Raw genomic sequence first — 26,675 nt, forward strand, 5'->3', positions numbered from 1 at the left:
GTTGACGTAGCGGAAAGCGCAAGCCCACGCTCGCCCGCCTTGCCATGAGCCCTCCACGACGACAACCGCGGCCGCCGGTGGAGGCGGGGGTAAACCCCACCCTCGGGAGGCCGGGTGCCGGGGTGGTCGTGGCACCTCCCGGTTTCTAGCGTGGACGGTGTTGATGACCAGCGCTGGAGGGAACACCATGGGACCGCGTGCCGAGCACCCGCAGGCCGAGCAGTGGCAGCAGCAAATCGAGCCACCCGCGGTCGAGTTGCGGGGAGTGCGGCGGCTGTACGGGCGGGGTGACAGTGCGGTGCAGGCGCTGCGGGGGATCGATCTGGTGCTGCCGCGGGGCAGCTTCACGGCGGTGATGGGTCCCTCCGGGTCCGGCAAGAGCACCTTCCTGCAGTGCGCGGCGGGACTGGACCGGCCCAGTTCGGGTGAGGTCCTGCTGGGCGGGGAGGCGATCACCGAGCTGAGTGAGAACCGGCTGACCGAGCTGCGCCGCAGCCGGATCGGCTTCGTCTTCCAATCCTTCAACCTGCTGCCCTCGCTGACGGTCCAGCAGAACGTCCTACTGCCGCAGCGACTCGCGGGGCAGCGCCAGGACCGGCGCCGGGCCAAGGAGTTGCTCACCCAGGTCGGGCTGGGCGAGCACGGCGGCCGGCGGCCCGGCCAGCTCTCCGGCGGCCAGCAGCAGCGGGTGGCGATCGCCCGGGCGCTGATCACCCAGCCAGAGGTGGTCTTCGCGGACGAGCCGACCGGTGCGCTGGACACCCGTACCGCGCAGGAGGTGCTCGGGCTGCTGCGCCGGGCGGTGGACACCCTGGGCGCCACCATCGTGATGGTCACCCACGACCCGGTGGCCGCCGCACACGCCGACCGGGTGCTCTTCCTGGCCGACGGGTCGCTGGCCGGAGCGCTGGAGCGGCCCGACGCGCAGACCGTGGCCGACCGGATGGTCCGGCTCGCCTCGGCGGCCGCGAGCGCCGACCACGGCACGGGCCACGGTACGGCGGTGGCGGCATGAGCAACGGACTCGCGCGCGCCTCAGTGCGCTTCCGTCCCGCCGCGTTCGCCGGCAGCTTCGTGGCGCTGCTCTTCGCCGCCGCGATCATCACCGCCTGCGGCACCCTGCTGCAGACCGGTCTGACCGCCCACCTGGCGCCGGTGCGCTACGCGCAGACGCCGGTGCTGGTGGCCGCCGACCAGAGCGCGCGGATCTCCGTCAAGCAGGGCAAGAACCACGAGACGCGGTCCACGCCCCTGCCGGAGCGGGCCCGGGTGGACGCGGCGCTGGCCCAGCGGATCGCGGCCGAACCCGGCGTCGCGGCCGCCGCAGCGGACTTCGACTTCCCGCTGCTGCTCACGCCGGCGCAGGCCGCGCCGGCAGACGCCGCGAGCGCGCTGACCGGTCGGCCCTTCTCGGCCGCCGCCGCGACCGGTGCGGCGAGCGCCCTCGCCGAGGGCCGCGCCCCTGGCGCCGGCGAGGTGGCCTTGGACGCCGGCACCGCACACGCCCGCCGGCTGACCGTCGGCGACCGGATCACGTTGACCGCGCCCGGCGCGGACTCCACCGCCTATCGCATCTCCGGTCTGACGCCCGAAGCCCAACTCCCGGTCTCCACAGCCTGGTTCGCCGACGACCTCGCGGGCCGCCTGTCCGGACACCCCGGCCTGGCCGACGCGATCGCCGTCCAGCCGCGGGCCGGCGTCAGCACGGCGGAGCTGGCCCGCCAGGTCCGCCAGGCCGTCGGGTCCGGCCCGCAGGTGCTGACCGGGAACGCCCGCACCACCGTCGAACAGCCGCAGCTCGGCGCGGCCAAGGTGATGCTCATCGCGCTCGGCGGCTCCTTCGGCGGTATCGCGACGATGACCGCGGTCTTCGTGGTGATGGGCACCGTCGCACTCGCAGCCGGCCAGCGCGGACGCGAGTTCGCGCTACTGCGCGCGATCGGCGCCACCCCCCGGCAGATCCGGCGCACCATCGCCACCGAGACGATGCTGCTGGCGCCGGTCGCGGGAGCGGTCGGCGTGCTGCCCGGTCTGGCGCTGGCGCACTGGTGGCTGGGCCAGCTGGTCGCACGGGGCGCGGTGCCGCAGGGGGTGTCGCTGTCGGTGGGGCCGATCCCGATGCTGGCCGCGGTGGGCATCGGTCTGCTGGCCGCGCTGGGCGCCGGGTACCTGGCGGCGCGCCGCCCGTCCCGGATGCGGCCCAGCCAGGCGCTGGGCGAGGCCGCGATCGAGCGGGTCCGCCCTGGCGTGGTGCGTACGGTGCTCGGCACGCTGGCCCTGGTCGGCGGCGTGGTGCTGGCGACGGTCGCCGCGCAGCAGGCCGGTGCCGACGCCGCGAACACCGCGCTCGGCGTGGTGATGTGCTTCCTGCTGGCGGTGGCGCTGCTCGGCCCGCTGCTGGCCCACCTGTTCGCGACCCTGCTCGGCCTGCCGCTGCGCGGCGGCGGCGCGGGCGCCGCCGGTTCGCTGGCCGCCGACAACGCCCGCGCCAACTCCCGCCGGCTGGCCTCCGCGATCACCCCGATCGTCATGGTCACCGCGTTCTGCGGCACGCTGCTCTTCCTGCAGACCACCGTCAGCCACGTGTCCGCCCAGCAGGTGCGCGGCGGCATCGTCGCCGACCAGGTGCTCATTTCGGCCGGTCCGGGTCTGCCGGCGGGCACCGCCGACCGGGCGGCCCACCTCCCGGGCGTGGACGCGGCGGTCGGGGTACTGCGCGGCTCGGCCCTCTACCGCTCTGGCGACACGCTGGCCTCCGCGAGCGTGCTGGGCGTCTCGGGCGACCCTGCGCAGCTGACCCGGGTGCTCGACCTGGGGATCCGCAGCGGCTCACTCGCCGCCCTGGGCGGCCCCGGCGACAGCACCACGAACGTGGCGCTCGACGCGCAGCTGGCCGAGACCCTCGGCGTGAAGGTCGGCGACCCCGTCCCGTTCTGGCTCGGCGACGGCACCGAGGTGCGGCCCACCCTGGTCGCCACCTATCAGCGCGGCCTGGGCCTGGGCCAGGTCCTGCTGCCCCGGACGGCACTGGCGGGCCACGTGGTGGCCGGCTTCGACAGCCAGGTGCTGGTCGCCGACGCGCCGGGCGCCGACCACGGCGCGGTGGCGTCCGCGCTGGGCCGACTGGGCGTCCCCGCGCTGACCGTCACCGACGCCGCCGGCTTCGGCGTGCAGGCCGACCACGACCGGGAGATCAACAGCTGGGCCAACACCGTGATGGCGGCGGTGCTCGGCGGCTTCGCAGCCGTCGCCTCGGCCAACACGCTGGTGATGACCGTGCTGGACCGCCGCCGGGAGGTCGGCCTGCTGCGGCTGGCGGGTACCACCCGCCGCCAGGTGCGCGGGATGCTCCGCTGGGAGGCGCTGCTGGTGGCCTCCACCGGCCTGCTGCTGGGCGGCGCGATCGCCTGGACGACGCTGGTCCCGGTCGCCCGCGGCCTCACCGGCGGCTCGCCGTACATCCCGGCCGGCACCGCCGTGCCGCTGGCCGTCGCCGTGGTCGTCCTCGCGCTGGCCGCGACCGCCCTGCCCGGCCGCGCGCTGCTGCGCATCCGGCCGGTCGAGGCGGGGGCGGGCAAGCAGTGAGCGCGCAGGACGAAACAGCTGCGGCAGCAGATCCGGTGACGAATGCTCATATCGGGAAGGCTTTGAGTTGGAACCACCCACCGGCGGTGAACACTTGCTAGCCTTGCGCCATGCGGATAGGCGTGAATGTCCCGAACTTCGGACCTGGTACAACCCCGGACAATCTGGCCCGCTGGGCCAAAACCGTGGAGGGTCTCGGCTTCGATCTGTTGATGGTCTCCGACCATGTCGCTGTCACTCCGGATGTCGCCAAACAGTATCCGGCGCCGTTCTACGAGCCCTTCACCACGCTCGCCTGGCTGGCCGGGATCACCACCACGATAGAGCTGGGGACCACCGTTCTCATCGTCCCCTATCGTCATCCCCTGCTGACGGCCCGAATGGCGGCCAATCTTCAGCAACTCAGCGGCGGACGACTGATTCTCGGCGTCGGAATCGGTTGGGCGCGGGAGGAGTTCGAGGCGCTCGGCGTGCCCCACGAGCGGCGGGGCGCACTGACCGACGAGCACCTTCGAGCCATGCAGGCCGCATGGGACAACGAGGCCGACTATCGCTGCGGACAGATTCCGCTCTGGGTGGGCGGCCACCACGACGCCGGATTGCGCCGGGCCGTGGAGTTCGGTACGGCCTGGCACCCGCTGCGGCTCACCATGTCGGCGTACCTGGAGAAGCTGGAGCGGCTGAAGTCCATTGCCGCCGAACTCCAGCGGCCGGTACCGGCTTTGGCTCCGCGCATCATCCTGCGGCTGACCGATGAGCCGCTGACCCACCCGGAACGCCGGGCCGGTGAGGGCACCATCGAGCAGATCCTCGACGACCTCGAGCAGCTGCGGCTCTCCGGCGCCGAGACCGTGGTGCTCGACCCGTACAACGGCGATCCGAACGAGACCCTCCGGCCCGAGGTGGCATGGCACGCGCTGGCCACCGTCGCCATGCACCGGTCCTAGCCAATGTCCGACCGTTCCCCCCGAGATGGAGCAACAGTGGCCCCCAACGACCACGCCCTTCCCCAGAGCGACGCTGACCGCGCCGCCGCCGTCAGCGAGGCCGACCTGCCCTACCTGCGCCGTTGCCTGGAGCTGGCGGCCGAGGCGGTGGACGCCGGCGACGGGCCGTTCGGATCCGTGCTGGTCGACGCGGATGGCAAGATCGTGTCCGAGGACCGCAACCGCGAGTCCACCACCGGCGACCCGACCATGCACCCGGAGTTCGAACTCGCCCGGTGGGCCGCGACCAACCTGAGCCCCGAGGAGCGGGCCGCGGCGACCGTCTACACCTCGGGCGAGCACTGCCCGATGTGCGCGGCCGCGCACGGCTGGGTCGGACTGGGCCGCATCGTGTACGCGAGTTCGTCCCAGCAGGCCCGGGACTGGAAGGCCGAATGGGGCGTTCCGGTGACCTCGCCGCTGAGCCCGCTGGCCATTCAGGACGTCGTCCCGGGACTTGAGGTAGCCGGCCCGTCCCCCGAATTCGCAGCCCAGGTACGCGAGTTGCAGCTGCGTTTCCGTACCCGGATCAACGCGGCCAACTGAGCAACGATACGAATCCGGGCCTGGCAGCGAATTCGCTGCCAGGCCCGGATTCGTATCGCCGAGTCCGCGGATCAGACCATGACCTGGTCGTACTTCGCCATGTGCTCCTGCAGCTCCTCCAGGCTGGGGTTACGGCCGTTGGCCGTCAGGCGCCCCGGACCGCGGAAGTAGTCCTCGCGGTTGAAGACCGGGTAGAACATGATCAGCAGGGTGGCGTCTTCCTTGCCCCGGTTGGTGAAGCCGTGCGGCGCACCCTTGGGGACGTAGGCGAAGGCACCCGGCTCGCCGACCACGATCTTGTCACCGATGGTGAACTCGATCTCGCCCTTGACCACGTAGAACATCTCGGTGGACTTGGCGTGAATGTGCGGGCTGGCACCACCGTCGGATTCCTGGTGCGTGAGCTTGAGGTAAGTCCTCTTCGTGTCACGGATGTTGACGAACTCGCCCTCGCCCGACGGAACGTACAGCGGAACAGACATGTTGTTCTGCTCAGTTGTGCGTATTCGGCAATTCGGCAATGCGGCATGCGGTATTTCGGTGTGCGGTATTTCGGTATTTCGGTGTGCGGTACTCAGCCGGCCTCGACCAGCGCGGCGTCCTGCGGCCGGGCGGCCACCTTCGGCCCGCACCCGCCCAGCGGCCAACGGCCGGAGCGGCAGCTTCGGCGCCGCGATGAGCAGCAGGCAGCAGGCAGCGAGCGAGGCACCGGCCTTCACCAGCGATCCACAGGGGGATGCCGATGCTGAGCAGGGTCATGTGCATCGTGAGCACCGCGTTGATCCCGGTGCACGACAGGAACGACCCGTCCCGCAGCACGCTGCCCGAGAACCGCCGGCGCAGGCTCTTCCCCACCGCGCTGAGCACCGGAAGCCGGGAGGCCAGCGTCGCGAGCACCGCGAACGAGGCGGCGTTGACCAGCCTGCCCGCCCCGGGCCCGCAAACCCCCTCCCCAGGGAGGAGTTGCCATGCTGTCGCAAATCCGCCGGACAGAACCCGCCGCAGGCTGCTGAACTGTCGCCATGGACACCTTGTACGACCGAGCCCTGACCTTCCGCGCCCTGCACCGCAGCGGCACCCCCCTGGCCCTCGCGAACGCCTGGGACGCGATGAGCGCCCGTCTCGTGGAGCACGCCGGAGCGCCCGCGATCGCCACCACCAGCGCCGGTGTCGCCTGGGGCCTGGGCGCGGCCGACGGCGACCACCTGGACCGCGACCGGGCCCTGGAACTCATCGCCCGCGTGGTGGCCGCCGTCGCCGTCCCCGTCACGGCCGACATCGAGAGCGGCTTCGCGGGCACCGCGGACGGCGTCGCCGAGACCGTACGCGGCGTGCTGGCCGCCGGCGCCGTGGGCGTCAACCTGGAGGACGCGCTGCGCGACGGCTCCGCCCCGCTGCGCGCGGTCGCCGAGCAGGCCGAGCGCCTCGCCGCCGCCCGGGCCGCCGCCGACGCCGCGGGCGTCCCGCTGTTCGTCAACGCCCGTGTCGACACCTACCTGCGCGCCGTCGGCGACCCCGCCACCCGGCTGCAGGAGACGCTGGACCGCGCCTCGGCCTATGTCGCGGCCGGCGCCGACGGCATCTTCGTGCCCGGCGTGACCGAACCGGAGACCGTCGCCGCGCTCGCCGAGGGCCTGCCGGTTCCGCTGAACGTGCTGGCCGGTCCGGGGGCGCCGTCGCTCGGCGAGCTCGCCGCGCTCGGCGTCGCCCGGGTCAGCCTCGGCTCCGCCGTCGCCGAGGCCGCCTACGCCGTGGTGCGCGAGTCGGCCCGGGAGCTGTTCGCGACGGGCACCTACACGGCGCTCGCCGGCCGGCTCGACTACGACGACCTGAACGGGCTCCTGCCGCGGCGTTGACTCCCCCCCGGGGGGGGTGGTCACTCGCTGCGCAGTACCTCGGCGATCGTCAGCCGGGCCGCCGAGCGGGCCGGGACCAGAGCGCCGAGGACCGCGATGGCCACCCCCGCCAGGAGCAGCAGGGCCAGTGTCGAGACGTGCCAGACGTTCATCATGGAGTCCGGCAGGGCACTGCCCACCGCCGCGACCATGGCCGGCACGACCAGGTGGTGGGCGGCCAGCCCGAGCGGGACGCCCAGCAGCCCGCCGACCACACCCAGGGCGGCCATCGAGACCACCATCATCACCGTCACCTGACGTGGCGTCATGCCGATCGACTTGAGCATGCCCAGATCGCGGCGGCGCTCACGGGTGTTGAGGACGACGGTGTTGAACACGCCGAGCGCCGCCACCGTGGCCAGCAGCAGGGTGAGGAGCGAGGTGGATCCGACGATGGTCACCGAGATGGAGTTCGTGCCACCGCTCGCCGACGGGTAGAGGCCGGGGACCGCCGCCGAGACCGCGGAGTCGTAGGCGTCGACGTTCGTACCGGGGGCGAGCTGGACCCAGTACTGGTTGACGTACCTGACCGTCCCCCAGTCGGGCGCCAGCTCGGTCAGCGTCTCCCAGGGCGCGTCCACCGCGTCGGCGTCGCCGGACATCATCTCGCCGACGATGGTCACGGTCTTCTGCTGACCGCCGCGCTCCAGCGTCAGGTGGTCGCCGACCGTCAGGCCGTGCTTGGTCACGAACGGCGACCCGACGACGACCTCGTCCGGGCCGCTCATCCACCGCCCCTTGAGCATCTTGGAGCTCATGCCCGCCGAGTCCCCGCGCAGGAACCAGCCGCGCACGATCTGGGAGCTTCCCGCCATGTGCAGCTGCACCGGCGCGGCGGCGACCACGTGCTGGGCACCGGGCAGGCTGCTCAACTTCTCCTCGATCTGGGGGTCGGTCAGCGTGGGCGCGATCATGCCGGGCGCCTGCGAATCCCCCACGTAACTCACGGACTGGACATGGTCGTTGCCGGCGTCGATGAACGCGGCCACCGAGGAGGAGAGTCCGCTCGCGAGCGTCACCGTGGTCACCCCCAGGACGAGAGCGATCAGGGTCAGCGCCGAACGGCCGGGCCGGGCGACCGGCAGGCCGAGCCCCAGGCTGACCGCGCGCGGCAGCCGGGTGCCGCTGAGCCGGCACTGGATGCGCAGCCCGCGTCCGGCGGTCGGGGCACTGCCCGCGCTGATCGCCCGGGCGGCCGAGAGCCGATGCGCCCGCAGCGCGGGGAACAGGGCTGCGAGCAGGATGACGGCGGGCATGCCCAGCAGCGTCACCACGTCGACCCAGGGGTTCAGGGTGGCATTGAAGTACCCGTAGTCGAAGCCGGAGAACACCATGTGCAGCAGCGGCTGCGCCGCCAGGTCGCCGAGGAGGCTGCCGAGCACGGCGCCGGCCACGCCCGGCACCAGGACCATCACCAGGTAGACCGAGACGACCTGGTTGGGCGTGTACCCGAGGGACTTCAGCACGCCGATGTGCCGGTACCCCGAGACGACGGCGCCGCTGACCACGTTGGCGACGATCAGCACCGCCACCACCAGGCCCAGGATGCCGAAGGCCATCAGGAACGGGACGTACGCGTTGGCGGTGCCGGTCATGTCCTGCTTGACGGTGAGGTACGAGAGCGAGCCCAGCAGCGCGCCCTGCGGCAGACCGGCGGTGACTGTCGCCAGGCCGTCCCGGACCTGGGCGGCCGTGCCGCTGCCGGTGAACCGGTAGAGCAGCTGGGTGGCCGTCGGGTGCAGCGCGGGCATCTGGTCGGGGGAGACCCAGGCGCCGGCGGTCTGGCTGATCGTGGAGGCGAAGCCCACGATGGTCAGCGGCGGGGCGCCGGGGAGCTGGATCCGGTTGCCGAGCAGCTCGTTGGCTCCGTAGCGCTGCCCGGGCGGCCGCATCAGGACGACCTCGCCGGGCCCGCGGACCCAGCGGCCGGCCCACAGGTCGACGCGGTCCACCGGGCCGGCCGGATCGGCGCGGCCGACCACCGTGATCGGTTCGGGCGGCAGGGCGTCCACGCCGGCGACGGGGGCCGCCGTGCGCGGCAGGGCGGTCAGGACGGCCTCGGCGAACGGACCGGCGACGGCCGCCACGCCCGGGCGGTGGGCGGCGTCCGCGAGCTGGGCGTCCGAGACGCTCGCCGGGTCGAAGGTGGCGGTGAGTTGGGCGCCGCGCTGCTTGTCGAAGGTGCTGCCGAAGGGGGTCGAGGCGGCGTCGAGCAGGCCGAGGGCGACCACCAGCGCGACGGTGGAGGTGAGGACGACCAGCCCGATCACGAAGGTCTGGAGCTTGCGGCGCCGGACGGCCGCGCGGGAAACCTGCCACACGGCACTCATGCCGTCCGCTCCAGGGTGCTCTGGCGCACCACGCGACCGTCGGCGACCTCTACCAGCCGGCTGGCGCAGCGGGTGGCCAGCCGCTGGTCGTGCGTCACGATCAGCAGGGTCTGGCCGATCTGGTTGAGGTCGATCAGCAGGTCCATCACCTGCTCACCTGCGTGGCTGTCCAGCGCGCCGGTCGGCTCGTCCGCCAGCAGCAGCGCCGGACGGTTCATCAGGGCGCGGGCGACGGCCACCCGCTGGCGCTCGCCACCGCTGAGCGCGGCCGGATAGACGTTGCGGCGGTCGGCTATGCCGAGCTCGTCGAGCAGCTCCAGCGCCCGGCGGCGGGCCTGCGCGGCCGAGGCGCCGGTCAACTGCGCGGCCAGCGCCACGTTGTCCAGGGCGGGCAGGTCGTCGAGGAGGTTGAAGAACTGGAAGATCATGCCGATCCGGCGGCGCCGGAACAGCGCCAGTCCGGTCTCGTTCATCGACCCCAGGTCCTCGCCGTTCACCACCACCCGACCGGACGTCGGGCGGTCGAGGCCCGCGACCATGTTGAGCAGCGTCGACTTGCCGCAGCCCGACGGCCCCATCACCGCGACCGCCTCCCCCGCCCTGATCTCCAGCGACAGCCCGTCCAGGGCCGCCGACTCGCCGTACTCCTTGCGCACCGCGTCCAGTTGGACGACGACCTGGCCCTCACCTGCGCTGCTGCTGTCTCCCGTAGTCATGACAGGAAACCTACGGGCGGCGCCGCGGACCGCGGATCACTCCCCGGGTGTATCTGCCCGGGCCCGTCATCCTGGGGATGTACTCGCGGATGGATGCGGACTACCGGCCCGGGATGGGAAGGTGATCATGTGTGGGGAAACGAATCTGACCTGCTGATCGTCGTATCGGCGGTGGCGTGCCTGGCCTGCGCGGGCTGCGGCTGGCTGGCCACCGCCCTGCGGCGGGCGCGGCGGCTGCACCGCCAGGCCCTGGAGGAGCGGGCCTGGCTGCTGGAGCGCGAGCGCGAGAGCGCGTCCCGGACCGCCGTCGACGGCGAACGGGCCCGGATAGCCCAGGAGTTGCACGACATCGTCGGCCACAACGTGAGCCTGATGGTGGTGCAGACCGGGGCCGCCCGCGAGGTGCTCACCAGCCTGCCCGACGAGGCGGCAGCGGCACTGCTGGCCGTCGAGACAGCCGGACGGGACGCGATGACCGAGCTGCGGAACCTGCTCGGCCTGCTCGCCCCCTCGCCGAGCGGGGAGGACGACACCGACGGGGGCCGTCCGGTCGGCGCCTCCCTGGCACCGCAGCCCGGACTGAGCAGGCTCAGCCCGCTGATCGACCGGATCGCCTTCGCCGGACTCCCGGTGGAGGTGCGGATCTCCGGGGAGCCGCGCGCGCTGCCGGCCGGAATCGACCTGGCCGCGTACCGGATCATCCAGGAGGCACTGACCAATGCGCTCAAGTACGGGGACAGGGGGAAGGCCGAGGTGACGGTGCGATATGCCGACAACTCCCTGCGGGTGGAGGTGCTGAACAGCGGGCCGAGCGTGCTTTCCGGCACCGCCACCGTTCGAGAGCCCCGCCAGGGAAACGGCACCGGCCGCGGACTGCTGGGCCTGCGCGAGCGGGTCGCCGTCTACGGCGGCGACCTGGACGCGCGCCGCCGCCTGGGCGGCGGCTACCGGGTCCGCGCCCGCATCCCACTGGACCGGCCATGAGCAGTGTGCCGGAACCCGCGCCCCGCGTACTGATCGCCGACGACCAGGCCCTGATCCGGACCGGCTTCCGCCTGATCCTGACCGCGCGCGGCATCGAGGTGGTCGGCGAGGCCGCCGACGGCGTCGAGGCGGTGGCGGCGGCGATCGAACTCCAGCCGGACGTCGTGCTGATGGACATCCGGATGCCGACCATGGACGGCCTGGAGGCAGCCCGGCAGATCCTGCGGCAGACACCCGCCTGCCGGGTGATCATGCTGACCACCTTCGACCTGGACGAGTACGTCTACGCCGCGCTGTCCCTGGGCGCAAGCGGCTTCCTGCTCAAGGACGTCACCGCTGCCCACCTCGCCTCCGCCGTACGCCTGGTCACCACCGGCGACGCCCTCCTCGCTCCCTCGATCACCCGCCGCCTCGTAGCGAAGTTCGCCGCCACCGCCGCTTCCGTCCCCTCCGCCGCCTCCGCCGCCTCCGTTCCCGACCGCCCGCAGGCTCCGCGTCCGCCTGTCGTCCACCGCGACCTCGCCACCCTGACGCCCCGCGAGCTCGAAGTTCTGACCCTCCTGGGCCGCGGCCTCTCCAACACCGAGCTCGCCCGCCAACTGACCCTCAGCGAAGCCACCGTGAAGACCCACGTCGCCCGCATCTTCGCCAAGCTCACCCTGCGCGACCGCGCCCAGGCCGTCGTCCTCGCGTACGAAACCGGCCTGGTGTCCCCGGGTGACGGCGACGCCCGCGCATAACAGCGGCGCGACTCAGCTGCTCAGTCGGCCTTCGCCTGGCTGCGGCGGGCGTAGGCGCGGGCGGCGCGGGCGCGGTCGCCGCAGCGGACCGAGCACCAGTGGCGGGCGGCGTGGGTGCGCAGCAGGTGGCGGGTGCAGGGGGCGGAGCCGCAGGCGGCGAGGAGTTCGGCGTCGGGGCCGGTGAGCAGGTCGGCGGCGTCGGCGGCCAGGACGGCGAGGGCGCGATCCACCACGCGGTCGGTGGGGTGCGGCTGGGCGCGGTGCAGGCCGTGGACCTCGTCCCAGAGCAGCAGCGGGGCCGAGGGGACGCTGGTCAGCGCTTCATTGACGGCGGCCAGGGCTTCGGGCGGCGCCGCGAGAGCAGCGATCCGCGACGAGAGCAGCGCTCTCACCTGCTCACGGAACGCGCGCAGCCGAGCCGCGCACACCTCCTGCAACCCGGCCCCGACCGGCGCCAGATCTCGATCGACCAGCCACTGCGCCGCCGCAGCCGGCGATTCCAGCAGGTCGAGGCGGCCGCCGGGCTGCACAAGGGCGCTGTTGGCAAAGTCGAGCGCGAGGTGGCGCTCGGCTCCCGGCGCGGGCGGCGGGACTGCGGGCGGCGGAACTGCGGCCGGCGGGACGAGGTGGGCGGGTGCAGCGGTCACGGCGGTCTCCTTCATGACTCTCATGGTAGACCTTGCGGTTTTCCGTGAGAGTCGGATACCTTTCTCTCACGGCAAACAGCCGACTTACCCGTGAGGTGTTGCCATGACCAGTACCGACCAGCAGGTCACCGTCCACGTCTTCGGCGGACCGTCCACCCTCATCGAGGTCGGCGGCCTCCGGTTCCTCACCGACCCGGCCTTCGACGCCCCCGGCGACTACCCGCGCGGCAACGGCAACGTCCTCACCAAGACCGCCCCCTCCTCCGTCGACCCCGCCGACCTCGGCCCGATCGACGCGGTGCTGCTCTCCCACGACGAGCACCCGGACAACCTCGACCACTCCGGCCGCGCGCTGCTGGCCACCGTCCCGCTCGTCCTCACCACGCGCAGCGGCGCGCAGCGCCTCGGCGGCGGCGCCGCCCGCGGTCTCGCGCCCTGGGAGTCGTTCGAGCTGACGCGCCCCGACGGCGGCGTCCTCACCGTGACGGCCGCCCCCGCCCTGCACGGCCCCGAGGGCTGCGAGCCGATCATCGGCGAGGTCATCGGCTTCGTGCTGACCGCCGCCGACCTGCCCACGGTCTACGTCAGCGGCGACAACGCCTCGCTCGCCCTGGTCCGGGAGGTCGCCGAGCGCTTCGGCCCGGTGGACACCGCCGTCCTCTTCGCCGGCGCGGCCCGCACCGCGAACTTCGACGGCGCCCTGCTCACCCTCGACAGCGCGCAGGCCGCCGAAGCCGCCGCGATCCTCTCCGCGCGCAGCGTCGTCCCCGCCCACTTCGACAGCTGGGCCCACTTCAGCGAGGGTCGCGGCGACCTGGTCGACGCCTTCACCGCGGCCGGGCTGATCGACCGCCTGCAACTGAGCTGAGCCCCGCCCACCACATCGTCAACCACCAAGGGAGACCGGACAGATGACCGCAGTACAGATCACCCGAGTGGCGCACCGCTTCGTCGACGTGGACGGCGTGCGGGTCTTCTACCGCGAGGCCGGTCCGGCGGACGCGCCCACCCTCCTCCTGCTGCACGGATTCCCCTCCGCCTCGCACCAGTTCCGCCGCCTGATCGACGCGCTCGGCACGCGCTACCACCTGATCGCCCCCGACTACCCGGGCTTCGGGCACACCGAGGCACCGGCGGACTTCCGGTACTCCTTCGAGCGCCTGGCCGACGTCATGGAGGGCTTCGTCCGCACCCTCGGGCTGAAGAGCTTCGCGCTGTACGCCTTCGACTTCGGCGGCCCGGTCGGCCTGCGGCTCGCCACCCGCCTCCCGGGCGCGGTCAGCGGACTGATCGTGCAGAACGCCAACACCTATACCGAGGGGCTCTCGCCGCTGGCACTCGGCATGATCGCCAACCGCCCGGGGGTGGACGGCGCCGAGGAGCGCGTCCGGGAGATCCTGACCCTCCCGGTCACCCGCGGACAGTACGAGGGCGGCACCACCGACACCGAGTCCGTCGCCCCCGAGGGCTGGACCCTGGACCAGCACTTCCTGGACCTGCCGGGGCGCAAGGAGGCCCAGGTCGCGCTCGCCCTCGACTACCACAGCAACGTCGAGCTCTACCCGGTCTGGCAGCAGTGGCTGCGCGAGCACCGGCCCCCGACGCTGATCCTCTGGGGTCGCGGCGACGCGTTCTTCCCGGAGGCGGGAGCGCACGCCTACCTGCGTGACCTGCCGGACGCGCAGCTCCACCTCTTCGACACCGGCCACTTCGCCCTGGAGGAGAAGCTGCCCGAGATCGCACCGCTGATCGCCGACTTCCTCGACGAGATCAGGGCTTGCTGAAGTACCCGAAGAGGTCCGCGACCACGTCGGTGTTGCCGCCGTGGTTGTAGACGGCGATCCGGCCGTCGGCGCCGATCGGGACGGTGGCGTGGTCCGGGATGGTCTGCCCGGCCGCGAAGTTGACGTTCGACGTCCCCGGCCGCGCCGCGCCGTCGGCGTAGGCGGTGAGGAAGCTGTCGGTGTCGGAGCCGGTGCTGGTCAGGTTGAGGACGGCGGCGTCCGCGCCGGCGGGCACCGCCGGGGTGCCGGCGACCTGGAAGGACAGCTGGCCGTTCGCCGCGAGCCTGGCACTGGCGCTGTTGCGGGTGTCCAGCAGGCGGCTGGGGTCGACCGGCGTGAACGAGTCCTGGCCGTCGGGGCTGTAGTAGCCGAACAGGTCGGCGACGACGTGCTCCTTGCCCGTGTTGCTGCAGAAGGCCAGCTTGTTGAGGTTGTCCACCGGCACGATGACCTGGTTCGAAACGGTCTGCCCCGCCGCGTAGTTGAGATTGGAGGTGGTGGCGTAGGCCCCGGCCGAGCCGAAGACCCCCAGGTATCCGTCCTGATCGGGCTGCGTCACCGTGACGTTGAGGACGACGGCCGACGCGTTCGCCGGGACTCCGTGCGTGCCGATGATGCCCACCGTGGTGATCTCCCCGTGGGAACCGCAGCCCGAGCCGGACTCACCGTCCTTCGGGCCGCCGATCTTACCGACCGGCACGCCGCCGGTGCCGTCGCGGGTGTCCATGATGCGGGTCGGCGCCACGGGGGTGTAGCGGTCGCCGTAGCCGGAGTTGTACTGCCCGACCAGGTCCGCGACCACGTCCACGGGGCTGCCACCGGAGTTCCAGAACGTCACGGTGTCGCTCGCGCCGACGCGTACCGTCACCAGGTTGGGCGACGCCGCCGCCGCGGCGTAGTTGATGTTGGAGCTGGTCGGCCGGGGCCCGCCGCCGGGACCAACCGAGAGGAAGCCGGAGTCCCTGGCGTCGACCGCTGTGACGTTCATGACCACGGCGCTCGTCCCGTAGTCGATGCCCATCGCCGCGTACTGCCCGCTCGGAATGGTGAGCGTGAGCGATCCGCCCGCCGGCACCTGCGCGGCCGGCACGCCGCCAGTGCCGTCCCGGGTGTCCAGCACTCGCCGGGGGTCCGCGGTCCAGTAGCGAGAGACGGGATAAGTGATCTGCACCGGGTGCGAGGTCGTGGCGACCCGCCCGCCCGCATCCTTCAACGTGACGCTGACGGTGTAGAGGCCCGGAGCGCTGTAGGTGTGCTCGGTGGACGAGGTCGAGCCGCTGCCGTCACCGAAGTCCACCGAGGTGCTGGTGATCGTCCAGGGGCTGGACGACGCCGAGGTGTCAACGACGTAGTCCAGCGGTCGCGAAACCTGCTGCTTCACCGTGAACGCATCCACCAGCGGCGCGGGCGGGTTGACCACAGCGGGGGCACCCGCTGCGGCGACCTGTCGGTCGCCGTCCGGCCCGGTGGCGGTCACCGTGACCGGGTAGCGGCCCGCACCCGCGTAGACATGGGTCACCGTGGCGGAAGACGACACCACCGGTGCCGAGCCGTCGCCGAAGTCGAAGGTGTAGCTGACCGCGATCGGCCAGCGCTGGTCGACCGAGGCGGTCGCGGTCACCGGCAGCGGGTAGGGGCCCGGGCCTCCGGTGAGCGCGACCTTCAGGTTGGCCAGCCCCTGCCGCTCGAACGCGCCGCGATCCCGAGTTCCGCTCCCGGTACCGGAGTTGGCCACGTTCGGGTCGTCGACCACCGGGTTGCCGATCAGGTCTGCGGCGAGCTCCCCAGTGGCGTTCGAGTCCGCCGAGTCGATCGCGGGAGAGCCCTCGCCGAGCGACAGGTCCGCGTAGGCGTCGCCGGCGAACAACGGGTCCGCGTCGAGGTCGTGGGCGCCCTGACCGGTCGCGGCCGCGAGCTGGGCGGGCGTCGCGTAGCTCTGCCCGGCCCAGCTGTACGCGGTCCCATCGGCGGCCGGGTGGACCAGGTTGTAGTCCACGGTGGTACCCGGCACGGAACCGGCGGAGAGCGAGATCTCCACCGGCTGGACGGGGGTGGCGCAGTTCGGGACATTGCTCGGGGTCGGGCTGGTGGTGACCGCCCGGTCCGCGATGTTGTTCTCGACCGTGGAGCCGGACGAGTTCCCGGCCAGCACGATGTTCGGACCGCAGTTGCCCGAGAGCGAGTTGGACGTCACGACCGTACCGGGGGCGTCGGTCGCGGCGATCGCCGAGCCGGCGCCGCTTGCGATCTCGTTGGTGGTGACGACGGTCCCGCTGACACCCGGGTCGATCAGCACGCCCTGGGCCGACGACCACTGGATGACGTTGCGCGAGACCGTCACCCCGCTGGTGCTGCCGGTCAGGTGGACCGCGGGCGGCGGCGTGGTCGCCTTGTCCCGGATCACGTAGTAGTTACTGAACAGCGAGTCGTGGTCGAGCACGATCCGGGCGGAGTCCTTGACCAGGACCTGCGAGCCGACCGAGTCGAGGGCGAAGTTCTGGACGACCACGTCGTGCGCGCCGCTGATCGTCAGGGCGGGCGCGGTCAGACTCGCAGCGAACAGCTCCGCCCCGGCGCGGTACCGGTCCCCCTGGTCCGTGTACGCCGTGGTGAAGGTGATCGGATGCCCCGGCGTGCCGGACTGCGTGATCGTCACCGGACCCGAGTAGAAGGTCCCGAGCACCATCACGGTCTGCCCCGGCTGCACCGCCCGGGCGGCCGCGGCGATGGTGCAGTACGGCTGGGCCGCAGCACCGCGGCCTGCGTCCGAGCAGTTCGTGTCGGTACGATTGACGAAGAGCGTGCTCGCGTCGTCCGCTGCGGCTGCGGGGACGGCCGGCAGGCCGATCCCCAGCAGAGCCAGTGCGGCTGCGACGGAACCGGCGAGAGTGCGCTGGCGCATGAGTGTCGGGCCCCCGAGGTCGTGTTCTCAGCGCCCGCCGATCCCCCCTGGGGATGATCACATCGAGCGCGAGAACGCATTATCCAGTCGTGAACACCTGACCGGCAAGGAGATACCGATGTCCACCGAGGGATTCACCACCTGCCTGTGGTTCGACGGTCAGGCCGAGGAGGCGGCGAACCACTACCTCTCGATCTTCAAGAACTCCAGCCTCGGCCGCATCGGCCGCTACACCGAGGCGGGGCCCGGCCCCGCCGGCGACGTGATGGTGGTCGAGTTCGAACTCAACGGCCAGAAGTTCGTGGGACTGAACGGCGGGCCGCAGTTCACCTTCAACGAGGCCATCTCGTTCCAGATCCCCTGCGCCGACCAGGACGAGGTGGACTACTACTGGAGCCGGCTCACCGAGGGCGGTCAGGAGAGCGCCTGCGGCTGGCTCAAGGACAGGTACGGCGTCTCCTGGCAGGTCGTCCCCACCGAGGCCATCGACCTGATCAGCGACCCGGACCCGGAGAAGGCGACGCGGACCATGCAGGCGATGTTCACGATGGGCAAGCTCGACATCGCCGCACTCCGCAAGGCCCACGCGGGCGAGTAGCCGGGGTAGCATCGGGAATTGGAGAATGCCGAGTAATAGACCGGAGAAACGTCTCGATGGCGCACGAGGAAATCACCGTCGACCTCACTTCCGACGAGTCGGCGCCCGGAGAACTCCCTGGACTCGCCGCCCTGCTACGCAGCTGGCGCACCCGCGCCGGGCAGCGCCTCGACCTTGGTAAACCGCTCCCGCAGGTGGAACTCGCGAACCGCGTCGGCATGAGCGAGCGGTGGTACCGCGACCTGGAGCGCGGCGCGACCGCGCGGCTGGACCCGCGGGTGCTGACGCTGCTCGCGGACTCGCTGCTGCTGGACGCCGACGAACGCGCGACGCTCTACCTCTACGCCCTGGGCGGGACCCCGTACGCCGCCCTGGACAAGCCCGATGACGCCTCCGGCCTGGGCCAGCTCCAGGACCTCCTCGACCGGCAGATGCCCAGGCCCGCCTACCTGACCGACAGCTCCTGGAACATCGTGGGCCACAACCGGGCGATGGCCGAGTGGTTCCCGTGGGTACTCGCCCCGGACGCCAACCTGATCCGCTGGGGCCTGATCCTGCCGGAGGCCCGCGAGCAGCTGGTCGACTGGCCCCGGCACGCGCGGATGTACCTGGCGATGATCCGCTTCGCGCTGGCCGAGCACCCGAACGACACCGGGCTGGTCAGCCTGCTGCAGGACGTCCTGCGCGACCCGGAATGCCGCCGGCTCTGGGCGGAGCGGCTCTGCGTGGTCGCCAATCGGGACGGCCATGCGTTCCGCCTGCGCCTGCCGCACGTCTCCCCCGATGTCGTCGATGTGGTCACCCAGGTCCTGATTCCGGCCGGGCGACAGAGCCTGCGCTTCGTCGTCATCACATGAAACATGCCGGTCGGCCCGGGGTTCAATACCCGCCGACCGGCAAATATTTACCGGTCGGCCCGGGCGCAGCATTCCGCCGGGATTCCGGAGTCGGCAAATAATTGCCGGTTGACAGGCGCGAGCACGCGTTGGAAGTCTTTCGACCTGCCAGGACGCCGTCTGCGTCCTGTGGCGAGAGACTCCGGAGACCGCACGTTGTACGCATTCCCTAATCCACCGAAGACAATCCGGATCATTAATGATTTCCGGGCGGTTCGGTCATGACAAACGGCGTCGCCACCACGGCCCACCCCATCGAGCGCGTCGGCGTGGTCGGCTCCGGCGCGATGGGCGCCGGCATCGTCGAGCTGTGCGCCGTGCGCGGTCTCGACGTCCGGCTGGCGGTCTCCCGGGAGTCCTCGCTCACCTCCGCCCCGCAGCGGATCGCCGCCTCGCTGAACCGGCGGGTGGCCAAGCAGAAGCTCACCGAGGACGAGCGGGACGCGGCGCTGGCCCGGATCTCGCTCACCACCGACCTGGCCGACCTCGGCGACCGGCAGCTGGTGATCGAGGCCGTCCCGGAGGACGAGTCGATCAAGCTCGACCTGTTCGCCACCCTGGACAAGGTCCTCGAGCCGGACGCGATCCTGGCCTCGACCACCTCGGCCATCACCATCACCAAGCTGGCCCGCGCCACGACCCGTCCGCAGCGGGTACTGGGGATCCACTTCTTCAACCCGGTCGTCGCGATGCCCCTGGTGGAGCTGGTTCCAACACTGCTGACCGACCAGGACGTCAGCCGCCGGGCCGAGTCGTTCATCGCCGACACGCTGGACCGCCGGCCGCTGCCCACCCAGGACCGCAGCGGCTTCGTGGTGAACGCGCTGCTGGTCCCGTACCTGCTGTCCGCCATCCGGATGGTCGAGTCGGGCTTCAGCTCGGCCGAACTCGTGGACCAGGGCATGGAGTTGGGTTGCGCACACCCGATGGGCCCGCTGCGGCTCTGCGACATGATCGGGCTCGACGTGGTCGCCGCCGCGGCCGACGCCCTGTACGGCGAGTTCAAGGAGCCGCTGTACACCCCGCCGCCGCTGCTCTCCCGGATGGTCGAATCCGGCTTCCTGGGCCGCAAGTCCGGCCGCGGCTTCTACGACTACGCGTAGTTCAGATCTCAACGAGGAGTTCGGCGTGCATTCCTACATGAACATCAAGAAGTCGGCCCGGATCAGCCACGACTTCTGGGAGGTCACCACCAGGGCCGGGATGTTCGACATCGTCGCGGCCGGCCTCGGCGACGGGCGCCACCGCTCGCTGGCCGACGGCCACGAGTTCGTGAACATGTCCTCCTACTCCTACCTCGGCCTGGACACCCACCCGAAGATCGTCCAGGCCGCCGCCGACGCCGTGCTCGCCGAGGGTTCGCTGAACACCTCGACGTCCCGGATGCGGATCCGCTTCGGCGTGCTGAGGGACGCCGAGGACGCGCTGTCGGAGCTGTTCGACGTCGAGGCGATCACCGTGGCCTCCTGCGCCGCGGCGGCCTGGGCGAGCCTGCCGCTGATCGCCTCCGGCCTCTTCACCGACGAGCAGCCGCCGTTGATGGTCTTCGACAAGAACGCGCACTTCTGCCTCAACGCGATGAAGCCGAACGTCGCCGACGAGGCGCCGGTCACCACGATCGCGCACAACGACCTGGAGGCCCTGGAGGAGCTGTGCCGCACGCACCCCCAGGTCGCCTACGTGGCCGACGGCGTCTACAGCACCGGCGGCGCGGCACCGGTGGCCGAACTCCTGCGGCTCCAGGAGAAGTACGGCCTGTTCCTGTTCTTCGACGAGGCGCACGGCATCTCCACCGTCGGCGAGCGCGGCCGGGGCGTGGTCCTGGAGGAGATGGCGAAGGCCGGCGGGATCAACGACCGTACGCTGATCATCACTTCGCTCAACAAGGGCTTCGGTGCGTCCGGCGGCGCGATCTTCCTCGGCCGCAAGGGCGCCCAGCAGCGGCGCGACACCGCCCTGCGCAACGGCGGCCCGCTGATGTGGTCGCAGCGGATCAACACGGCCGGCCTCGGCGCCGTGCTGGCCTCGGCCGAGATCCACCGCTCCCCCGAGCTCAAGGAGTTGCAGGCCAGGCTGGCGGAGAACGTCGACCTCTTCGACCGCCTGGTGCCGACCGCGCTGAGCGGCGACGGACTGCCGATCCGCTTCGTCGACATCGGCGCCGAGGATGCCACCGTCCGGCTGGCCGAGGGCCTGCTGAAGCACGGGTACTACGCCTCCCCGATCTTCTTCCCGGTGATCGCCCGGGGCAAGGCGGGCCTGCGCCTGATGCTGCGCGCCAACATGAGCAGCGCCGAGATCACCGAGTTCGCCGGTCTGCTGCACGAGTTGCGGGACCGGCATGTCTGAGCAGCAGACCCTGCGGGCCCCAGCGGCCCCGGCCACGAGCAGCAAGTCCGAGCGGCGCACCATGCTGGTGGCCTGCCTGATGGTGTTCATGGCCCAGATGGCCACCACCATCTACCTGCCCTCACTGCCCGCCGTCGAGCACGACCTCGGCGTCTCGCGCGGCGTCGCCACCCTGTCGGTGTCGCTCTTCGTGATCGGTGCGGCCGCGCCCGTCGTGCTCTGGGGGCGCGCGGCCGACCGCTACGGCCGCCGGGCGTCCGTGCTGGCCGCCCTCGCGCTCTTCGTGCTCTCCAGCGCGCTGCTCGCGGTGAACACCTCGCCCGCCGGCCTGCTGGTCCTGCGCTCGGTGCAGGGCATCGGCGCGGGCGGGGCGGCCATCATCGCGCGGATCTTCGTGCGCGACCTCGGCAGCGGCGACGCGCTCGCCCGCCGGCTCTCGGTGCTCTCGATCGCGTTCGTCACCGCGCTGGGCGGCGGCCAGTTCCTGGGCGGCCTGATCGGCCGCTACGCGCACTGGCAGGCCGGGTTCGTCCTGCTGGCCGTGGTCGGGACGCTCGGCGCGCTCGGCACGACGACGCTGGCGCTGGATCCCGGCCGCGGACGCGGGCGCGACGAACAGGGCGGCATGGTGCGGATCTACCTCCGGATCCTGACCGTCCGGGCGTTCCTGCTGCCCACGGTGGCCGGCGGCCTCGGCTTCGCCACCATCGTCCTGCTCCAGGAGGTCGCGCCGTTCGTGATCCAGCAGCACTTCGGCATGAGCGTCGAGGCGTACGGCAACTTCGGACTCCTCTTCGGGCTGGCCTACTTCGCCGGCGCGATGATGGTGAACCGGCTGGCGGCCTCGGCCGGCTCGGCCTGGCTGATGCGCACCGGCGCCCTGGTGATGACCGCCTCCGGCCTGCTGATGATCGTGCTGTGGCTGGTCCCCGGACTCCAACTCAAGCTCGCGCTTGCGGTGTTCGTGCTGCTCTACTGCGCCACCACCTTCGGCCAGGCCGCGCTGTTCCCCAGCAGTATGGCCGTCGCGGTGGGCGGGGTGAAGGAGCACGGCGCGTACGCGGTGGCCCTGTGCGGCTTCCTGGCCCAGTCCATCGCCGGCGTCGTGTCAACTCTCGCGGTGCTGCTGCACGCCGACCTCGCCTGGGCGTCCGTCGCCACCGCCCTCAGCGCACTGGCGCTGCTGCTGGTCCTGCGCGGCAACTCCCGCCGATAGCACCAGAGTTTCTCCAACCACCCACCACCCGACCGTTACCAGCAGGAGGGTCCGATGACGCAACTCCGCTCACGAATCGACACCTCGTCAGAGATCTTCCGCCGCAACGTCGAAGCCTTCGAGGAGAAGCGGCGGATCATCTCCGACGCCCGGGCCGCCGCCATCGCCGGCGGCGACGAGAAGGCCCACCGGCGGCACGCCGAACGCGGCAAACTCACCGCGCGCCAGCGGGTGTTCGGGCTGCTGGACGCCGGAACACCGTTCATGGAACTCGGCCAGCTGGTCGCCCACGACGTCTACGACGAGCCCGTCCCGTCGGCCGCGCTGATCACCGGGATCGGCGTGGTGGGCGGCCGGCCGGCCATGGTCTTCGCCAACGACGCCACGGTCAAGGGCGGGACCTACTTCCCGCTCACCGTGCAGAAGCACCTGCGGGCGCAGAAGGTCGCCCGCGAGAACGGGCTGCCCTGCATCTACCTGGTCGACTCCGGCGGCATCTACCTGCCGTTGCAGGAGGACCTCTTCCCCGACGAGTACCACCTCGGGCGGATGTTCCGGAACATCGCCGAGATGTCGGCGCTCGGACTGCCGCAGATCGCGGCCGTGATGGGATCCTGCACGGCCGGCGGCGCCTACATCCCGGCGATGTGCGACGAGGCGGTGATCGTGCGCGGCAACGGCACGATCTTCCTCGGCGGACCGCAGCTGGTCCGCGCCGCGACCGGCGAGGTGGTCGACGCCGAGACCCTGGGCGGCGCCGACCTGCACACCCGGGTCACCGGTGTCGCCGACCACCTCGCCGAGAACGACGAGCACGCGCTGGCGCTGGTACGCGAGATCGTCCTGCGCAACGGTCCCGGACCGGTGTCGCGGCCGCCGCAGACACCGCGGCCGCCGCTGTACGACCCCGCCGAACTCCCCGGCATCATCAGCGCCAGCCTGCGCGAGCACATCCCCGCCCGCGAGGTGCTGGCCCGGCTGCTGGACGGCAGTGAATTCGCCGAGTACCGCAGCCGGTTCGGCCCGACCATCGTCTGCGGCACCGGCCACATCGGCGGCTACCCGGTCGGCGTCCTGATCAACGACGGGGTGCTGTTCCCCGAAAGCGCCCAGAAGGCCGCCAACTTCATCGAGATCTGCGCCCAGCGCAACATCCCGCTGCTCTTCCTGCACAACATCAACGGCTTCATGGTCGGCGCCGAGTACGAGGCCGCCGGCATCGCCAAGCACGGCGCCAAACTGGTCAACGCCGTCTCCTGCGCCCAGGTCCCCAAGTTCAGCCTGGTGATCGGCGGCAGCTTCGGCGCCGGGAACTTCGCCATGTGCGGGCGGTCCATGGGCCCGCGGCTGATGGCGATGTGGCCGAGCGCCAAGTCCACCGCCGTCGGCGGCGAGCAGACCGCCACCGTGATGGCGCTGATCCGCAGCGACCAGCTGGCCAAGGAGGGCAGGGTCCTCTCCCCCGAGGAGGAGGAGTCGATCAAGCGCCCGATCATCGACACCTACGAACGGCAGTCGCACCCGCTGTACTACGCGGCCCGGATGTGGGTGGACGCCGTGGTGGACCCGACCGAGACCCGCGAGTGGCTGACGCTCTCGCTGGCGATGGCCGCCGACGCCCCCGAACGTGAGACGCGCTTCGGCGTGTTCAGGATGTGATGGAAATGCTCAAGCGTGTCCTGATCGCCAACCGCGGCGAGATCGCCCGGCGGATCGCCCGCACCTGCCGACGCCTCGACGTCGAGTACGTCGCCGTGTACTCCGACGCCGACCGCACGGCGGCCCATCTGGAGGGCGCCGTCGAGTCCGTCCGGATCGGCGCCGGCCCCGCCGCGGACAGCTACCTGAACATCGCGGCGCTGGTCGACGCGGCCCTGCGGACCGGCTGCGACGCCGTCCACCCGGGCTACGGATTCCTCTCCGAGAGCCCGCAGTTCGCCACCGCGGTGGCCGAGGCCGGCCTGGTCTACGTCGGACCGGACGCCGCGATGATCACGGCCATGGGCGACAAGGCGACCGCCCGCGCGCTGATGGCCGAGGCCGGCGTGCCGATCCTGCCGGGCTCCCCGGACGCCACCGAGTCGGCCGGGCAACTCGCCCTGGACGCCGCGGAGATCGGCTACCCGGTGATCCTCAAACCGGTCGCCGGCGGCGGCGGCAAGGGCATGCGGGTGGTGGAGTCCGAGGCCGAACTGGCCGAAGCCGTCGCCGCCGCCGTCCGGTTGGGCCGCAGCAGCTTCGGTGACGGGCGGCTGCTGGCCGAGCGCTACGTCCCGCGCCCGCGGCACCTGGAGGTCCAGGTCTTCGGCGACACGCACGGCAACGTGGTGCACCTGTTCGAGCGGGAGTGCTCGCTCCAGCGCCGGCACCAGAAGGTGGTCGAGGAGGCCCCGGCGGCCAACCTGCCCGCCGGGGTGCGCGAGGCGCTGCTGGAGGCCGCGGTCCTGGGTGCCCGGTCGCTCGGCTACGTCAACGCCGGCACCTTCGAGTTCATCCTCGACACCGACGACCGGTTCTACTTCCTGGAGGCCAACACCCGTCTCCAGGTGGAGCATCCGGTCACCGAGGAGATCACCGGGGTGGACCTGGTGGAGTGGCAGCTGCGGGTCGCCGCCGGGCAGGCGCTGCCGCGGGAGCAGCACGAGATCACCGCCGCCGGGCACGCGGTGGAGTGCCGCGTCTACGCCGAGGACCCGGACGAGGGGTTCCGACCCGCGCCGGGCCGGGCGGAGCACGTCCAGTGGCCCGACACCATCCGGGTGGAGGCCGCCTTCGACCACCCCGACGTGGTCACCGCCTTCTACGACCCGATGATCGCCAAGCTGATCGCGCGCGGACCGGATCGGCCGACCGCCCTGCGCCAACTGGTCGAGGCGATCGGCGGCACGTCCGTCCTCGGACTGACCACCAACCTCGGGTTCCTGGCCGAGCTGCTCCAGGAGCCGCAGGTGGTCGCGGGGCGCCTGGACACCCACCTGGTGGACGGGTTCGTCGCGCAGGCCACCCATCGCGACCGGGCCGCCCAGGCCGCGGCCTGCGCGGCCGCGATGGAGCTCCCGGCCACCGGCGACGCCTGCGCCTCCCCGTGGAGCGGCACCGTCGGGGCGCTCAACCGCCAGGACCTGGACCCCTGCGCACCGCTGGGCCGCGTCCTGACGCGCGACGCCGGCGGCGCCCGGGAGGCCTGGCTGACCGGCCTGCGCGGCGACGGTCGGGTGGACGTGAGGCTGGACGGCCGTCCGTTCAGCGTCTCGGTCGCGCGCCAGGGCGGGCTGTTCCGCGGCACGGTCGGGGACGTCGCCTGGACCGGCCTGCGCACCCCCGGCGGCTTCGAGCTCTCGCTGGCCGGCCACCGGGTGTCGCTGGCCGCCCGGACCTTCGACCAGGGCGACGGCGAGAGCGTCGACAACGTGGTGAAGTCCGCCATGCCCGGCACGGTGGTCGGCCTGGGCTGCGCGGTCGGCGACCGGGTCGCGGAGGGCGACGTGCTGGTCATCGTGGAGGCGATGAAGATGGAGAACCGCATCCTGGCGCCGTTCGCCGGCGTGGTGGACGAGGTGACCTGCGCGCTGCACGACCTGGTCTCGGCCGACCAGATCCTGGTCCACCTGACGGCAGAGGCGGACGCCGACACCGACGCCTGAGAACGCACACCCGTACGGGCCCCGCCGCCTTCCCGCGGCCGGGGCCCGTCCGTATGTCCGTCCTCGACGCGTGCAACCCGTTCGGCAGAGCGGGAGTACTTACGGGTGGAGAGGCGCCACTCCTACCGTTCACCCCTGCGCGATCGAGGAGAACCATGACCCAGCCACGGACCAAGAAGCTCATCGCGGCCGCGGTGGCCGCCGCGGCCGCCACCGCCCTGGCCGGCCTCGCCCTGAGCACGTCCGCCAACGCCGACTCCACCCCCGCGTACCCCGCAGCCCTCGCCGATCAGCTCGCCGCAGCGAAGGCCGCGGCGAAGGCGTCGCCCACCAGCACGGCCGTCCCGGTCCCCACCCCCGCGCCGACCGGCGACCCGCGGTCGCAGACCGTGGGCAGCGGCGTGCTGGACGGCACCCCCTGGTCGGTCACACTGACCTACTACCCGACCACCCCCGCCGACTTCGTACCCGGCGAGAAGAGCACAGGCAGCCTGGTCTGCCTGCGCACCACCCTCAACAACCAGCCCACCAGCCCCTACGGCGACTGCGCCGGCGTCAAGGGCCTCACCGCCCCCAGCCCCAGCGGCATGTACGGACAGCACATGCTCCCCGACGGCGCCAGCATCTTCATCGCCCAACCCGCCGCCGACGTCGCCACCGCCACCATGAACTTCACCAACACCGCACCCACCACCGCCACCACCGCCACCATCCCCGGCACCGCCTTCACCGCCTACGCCATCCCCATCCCCGCCGCCTCCCACATGCACACCCTCGACGAGTACGACACCCAGCACCACACCGTCGGCCACCAGAACTTCTGACACCAGAACCTCTGACACCGGCACCGACCCGAA

General features: G+C 71.9%; 23 protein-coding genes. 17 read left to right on the forward strand and 6 right to left on the reverse strand.

The features are described from left to right. Positions 1 to 187: 187 nt before the first annotated feature. From P3T37_RS10610 to P3T37_RS10625, 4 genes are all read left to right on the forward strand, one after another. Positions 188 to 1,015, forward strand: a complete 828-nt coding sequence (locus P3T37_RS10610) for an ABC transporter ATP-binding protein (protein WP_280723446.1) — start codon at positions 188 to 190, stop codon at positions 1,013 to 1,015. After that, positions 1,012 to 3,585 (forward strand): FtsX-like permease family protein, encoded by a 2,574-nt coding sequence (locus P3T37_RS10615; RefSeq protein WP_280723256.1) that lies wholly within the window; start codon positions 1,012 to 1,014, stop codon positions 3,583 to 3,585. Before P3T37_RS10610 ends, P3T37_RS10615 begins: the two co-directional genes overlap by 4 nt. 110 nt (positions 3,586 to 3,695) lie before the next feature. Continuing rightward, positions 3,696 to 4,532 carry an LLM class flavin-dependent oxidoreductase gene (locus P3T37_RS10620; protein WP_280723257.1) on the forward strand — a complete coding sequence of 279 codons (837 nt, stop codon included), beginning with the start codon at positions 3,696 to 3,698 and terminating at the stop codon, positions 4,530 to 4,532. A 36-nt stretch (positions 4,533 to 4,568) separates the two neighbouring features. Next, positions 4,569 to 5,117, forward strand: a complete 549-nt coding sequence (locus P3T37_RS10625) for a nucleoside deaminase (protein ID WP_280723258.1) — start codon at positions 4,569 to 4,571, stop codon at positions 5,115 to 5,117. 71 nt (positions 5,118 to 5,188) lie between these two features. Here the strand turns inward: P3T37_RS10625 and P3T37_RS10630 are convergent, their stop codons facing one another. Both P3T37_RS10630 and P3T37_RS10635 read right to left on the reverse strand, forming a co-directional pair. Continuing rightward, complete coding sequence (locus P3T37_RS10630) at positions 5,189 to 5,599, reverse strand: cupin domain-containing protein (protein WP_280723259.1); 411 nt, start codon at positions 5,597 to 5,599, stop codon at positions 5,189 to 5,191. 10 nt (positions 5,600 to 5,609) lie between these two features. Next, positions 5,610 to 6,014 carry a hypothetical protein gene (locus tag P3T37_RS10635; RefSeq protein ID WP_280723260.1) on the reverse strand — a complete coding sequence of 135 codons (405 nt, stop codon included), beginning with the start codon at positions 6,012 to 6,014 and terminating at the stop codon, positions 5,610 to 5,612. A 125-nt stretch (positions 6,015 to 6,139) separates the two neighbouring features. On the opposite strand from P3T37_RS10635, the gene P3T37_RS10640 reads away from it, so the two are divergent. After that, a complete protein-coding gene (locus P3T37_RS10640) occupies positions 6,140 to 6,973 on the forward strand; it encodes an isocitrate lyase/phosphoenolpyruvate mutase family protein (protein ID WP_280723261.1) in 834 nt (277 codons plus the stop codon). A gap of 20 nt (positions 6,974 to 6,993) precedes the next feature. On the opposite strand, the gene P3T37_RS10645 is transcribed toward P3T37_RS10640, so the two are convergent. Continuing rightward, positions 6,994 to 9,342: an FtsX-like permease family protein gene (locus P3T37_RS10645; protein ID WP_280723262.1), complete on the reverse strand. Its 2,349-nt coding sequence runs from the start codon at positions 9,340 to 9,342 to the stop codon at positions 6,994 to 6,996. After that, complete coding sequence (locus tag P3T37_RS10650) at positions 9,339 to 10,058, reverse strand: ABC transporter ATP-binding protein (protein ID WP_280723263.1); 720 nt, start codon at positions 10,056 to 10,058, stop codon at positions 9,339 to 9,341. Before P3T37_RS10650 ends, P3T37_RS10645 begins: the two co-directional genes overlap by 4 nt. A gap of 129 nt (positions 10,059 to 10,187) precedes the next feature. Between P3T37_RS10650 and P3T37_RS10655 the strand changes: the two genes are divergently transcribed. Both P3T37_RS10655 and P3T37_RS10660 read left to right on the forward strand, forming a co-directional pair. Further along, a complete protein-coding gene (locus P3T37_RS10655; RefSeq protein WP_280723264.1) occupies positions 10,188 to 11,042 on the forward strand; it encodes a histidine kinase in 855 nt (284 codons plus the stop codon). After that, positions 11,039 to 11,782 carry a response regulator transcription factor gene (locus tag P3T37_RS10660; protein WP_280723265.1) on the forward strand — a complete coding sequence of 248 codons (744 nt, stop codon included), beginning with the start codon at positions 11,039 to 11,041 and terminating at the stop codon, positions 11,780 to 11,782. Before P3T37_RS10655 ends, P3T37_RS10660 begins: the two co-directional genes overlap by 4 nt. 20 nt (positions 11,783 to 11,802) lie before the next feature. On the opposite strand, the gene P3T37_RS10665 is transcribed toward P3T37_RS10660, so the two are convergent. Further along, positions 11,803 to 12,444, reverse strand: coding sequence for an ABATE domain-containing protein (locus P3T37_RS10665; RefSeq protein WP_280723266.1), 642 nt, complete (start codon positions 12,442 to 12,444; stop codon positions 11,803 to 11,805). 88 nt (positions 12,445 to 12,532) lie between these two features. On the opposite strand from P3T37_RS10665, the gene P3T37_RS10670 reads away from it, so the two are divergent. Together P3T37_RS10670 and P3T37_RS10675 are read left to right on the forward strand one after the other, a co-directional pair. After that, positions 12,533 to 13,297, forward strand: a complete 765-nt coding sequence (locus tag P3T37_RS10670; protein WP_280723267.1) for an MBL fold metallo-hydrolase — start codon at positions 12,533 to 12,535, stop codon at positions 13,295 to 13,297. A gap of 43 nt (positions 13,298 to 13,340) precedes the next feature. Next, positions 13,341 to 14,213 (forward strand): alpha/beta hydrolase, encoded by an 873-nt coding sequence (locus P3T37_RS10675; protein WP_280723268.1) that lies wholly within the window; start codon positions 13,341 to 13,343, stop codon positions 14,211 to 14,213. Here P3T37_RS10675 and P3T37_RS10680 read toward each other — a convergent pair. Further along, a complete protein-coding gene (locus tag P3T37_RS10680) occupies positions 14,200 to 17,115 on the reverse strand; it encodes a PKD domain-containing protein (RefSeq protein ID WP_280723269.1) in 2,916 nt (971 codons plus the stop codon). The genes P3T37_RS10675 and P3T37_RS10680 overlap by 14 nt on opposite strands. Positions 17,116 to 17,233: 118 nt before the next feature. On the opposite strand from P3T37_RS10680, the gene P3T37_RS10685 reads away from it, so the two are divergent. From P3T37_RS10685 to P3T37_RS10720, 8 genes are all read left to right on the forward strand, one after another. Then, on the forward strand, positions 17,234 to 17,713 hold the full coding sequence (locus P3T37_RS10685) for a VOC family protein (protein ID WP_280723270.1): 480 nt from the start codon (positions 17,234 to 17,236) through the stop codon (positions 17,711 to 17,713). 56 nt (positions 17,714 to 17,769) lie between these two features. Then, positions 17,770 to 18,570 (forward strand): helix-turn-helix transcriptional regulator, encoded by an 801-nt coding sequence (locus P3T37_RS10690; protein ID WP_280723271.1) that lies wholly within the window; start codon positions 17,770 to 17,772, stop codon positions 18,568 to 18,570. A 260-nt stretch (positions 18,571 to 18,830) separates the two neighbouring features. Continuing rightward, positions 18,831 to 19,712, forward strand: a complete 882-nt coding sequence (locus P3T37_RS10695) for a 3-hydroxybutyryl-CoA dehydrogenase (RefSeq protein ID WP_280723272.1) — start codon at positions 18,831 to 18,833, stop codon at positions 19,710 to 19,712. 25 nt (positions 19,713 to 19,737) lie between these two features. Next, on the forward strand, positions 19,738 to 20,958 hold the full coding sequence (locus P3T37_RS10700; RefSeq protein WP_280723273.1) for an aminotransferase class I/II-fold pyridoxal phosphate-dependent enzyme: 1,221 nt from the start codon (positions 19,738 to 19,740) through the stop codon (positions 20,956 to 20,958). After that, a complete protein-coding gene (locus P3T37_RS10705; RefSeq protein ID WP_280723274.1) occupies positions 20,951 to 22,174 on the forward strand; it encodes an MFS transporter in 1,224 nt (407 codons plus the stop codon). The genes P3T37_RS10700 and P3T37_RS10705 overlap by 8 nt, the downstream gene beginning before the upstream one ends. Positions 22,175 to 22,228: 54 nt before the next feature. After that, on the forward strand, positions 22,229 to 23,833 hold the full coding sequence (locus tag P3T37_RS10710) for a carboxyl transferase domain-containing protein (RefSeq protein WP_280723275.1): 1,605 nt from the start codon (positions 22,229 to 22,231) through the stop codon (positions 23,831 to 23,833). Positions 23,834 to 23,838: 5 nt separating this feature from the next. Next, positions 23,839 to 25,818: a biotin carboxylase N-terminal domain-containing protein gene (locus P3T37_RS10715; protein ID WP_280723276.1), complete on the forward strand. Its 1,980-nt coding sequence runs from the start codon at positions 23,839 to 23,841 to the stop codon at positions 25,816 to 25,818. A 155-nt stretch (positions 25,819 to 25,973) separates the two neighbouring features. After that, on the forward strand, positions 25,974 to 26,642 hold the full coding sequence (locus P3T37_RS10720) for a hypothetical protein (RefSeq protein ID WP_280723277.1): 669 nt from the start codon (positions 25,974 to 25,976) through the stop codon (positions 26,640 to 26,642). The last annotated feature ends 33 nt before the right edge of the window (positions 26,643 to 26,675 follow it).

The sequence above is a fragment of the Kitasatospora sp. MAA4 genome (assembly GCF_029893355.1).
In the GTDB taxonomy this organism is placed as follows: Bacteria; Actinomycetota; Actinomycetes; order Streptomycetales; family Streptomycetaceae; genus Kitasatospora.

Excerpts from the sequence above, each read along its gene's own strand:
- P3T37_RS10710 (WP_280723275.1), top strand. The coding sequence starts at position 22,229 with ATGACGCAACTCCGCTCACGAATCGACACCTCGTCAGAGATCTTCCGC.
- P3T37_RS10705 (WP_280723274.1), top strand. The coding sequence starts at position 20,951 with ATGTCTGAGCAGCAGACCCTGCGGGCCCCAGCGGCCCCGGCCACGAGC.
- P3T37_RS10685 (WP_280723270.1), top strand. The coding sequence starts at position 17,234 with ATGTCCACCGAGGGATTCACCACCTGCCTGTGGTTCGACGGTCAGGCC.
- P3T37_RS10715 (WP_280723276.1), top strand. The coding sequence starts at position 23,839 with ATGCTCAAGCGTGTCCTGATCGCCAACCGCGGCGAGATCGCCCGGCGG.
- P3T37_RS10680 (WP_280723269.1), bottom strand. The coding sequence starts at position 17,115 with ATGCGCCAGCGCACTCTCGCCGGTTCCGTCGCAGCCGCACTGGCTCTG.
- P3T37_RS10620 (WP_280723257.1), top strand. The coding sequence starts at position 3,696 with ATGCGGATAGGCGTGAATGTCCCGAACTTCGGACCTGGTACAACCCCG.
- P3T37_RS10630 (WP_280723259.1), bottom strand. The coding sequence starts at position 5,599 with ATGTCTGTTCCGCTGTACGTTCCGTCGGGCGAGGGCGAGTTCGTCAAC.
- P3T37_RS10650 (WP_280723263.1), bottom strand. The coding sequence starts at position 10,058 with ATGACTACGGGAGACAGCAGCAGCGCAGGTGAGGGCCAGGTCGTCGTC.
- P3T37_RS10610 (WP_280723446.1), top strand. The coding sequence starts at position 188 with ATGGGACCGCGTGCCGAGCACCCGCAGGCCGAGCAGTGGCAGCAGCAA.
- P3T37_RS10640 (WP_280723261.1), top strand. The coding sequence starts at position 6,140 with ATGGACACCTTGTACGACCGAGCCCTGACCTTCCGCGCCCTGCACCGC.
- P3T37_RS10690 (WP_280723271.1), top strand. The coding sequence starts at position 17,770 with ATGGCGCACGAGGAAATCACCGTCGACCTCACTTCCGACGAGTCGGCG.
- P3T37_RS10665 (WP_280723266.1), bottom strand. The coding sequence starts at position 12,444 with ATGAAGGAGACCGCCGTGACCGCTGCACCCGCCCACCTCGTCCCGCCG.
- P3T37_RS10720 (WP_280723277.1), top strand. The coding sequence starts at position 25,974 with ATGACCCAGCCACGGACCAAGAAGCTCATCGCGGCCGCGGTGGCCGCC.
- P3T37_RS10615 (WP_280723256.1), top strand. The coding sequence starts at position 1,012 with ATGAGCAACGGACTCGCGCGCGCCTCAGTGCGCTTCCGTCCCGCCGCG.
- P3T37_RS10695 (WP_280723272.1), top strand. The coding sequence starts at position 18,831 with ATGACAAACGGCGTCGCCACCACGGCCCACCCCATCGAGCGCGTCGGC.
- P3T37_RS10675 (WP_280723268.1), top strand. The coding sequence starts at position 13,341 with ATGACCGCAGTACAGATCACCCGAGTGGCGCACCGCTTCGTCGACGTG.
- P3T37_RS10660 (WP_280723265.1), top strand. The coding sequence starts at position 11,039 with ATGAGCAGTGTGCCGGAACCCGCGCCCCGCGTACTGATCGCCGACGAC.
- P3T37_RS10645 (WP_280723262.1), bottom strand. The coding sequence starts at position 9,342 with ATGAGTGCCGTGTGGCAGGTTTCCCGCGCGGCCGTCCGGCGCCGCAAG.
- P3T37_RS10670 (WP_280723267.1), top strand. The coding sequence starts at position 12,533 with ATGACCAGTACCGACCAGCAGGTCACCGTCCACGTCTTCGGCGGACCG.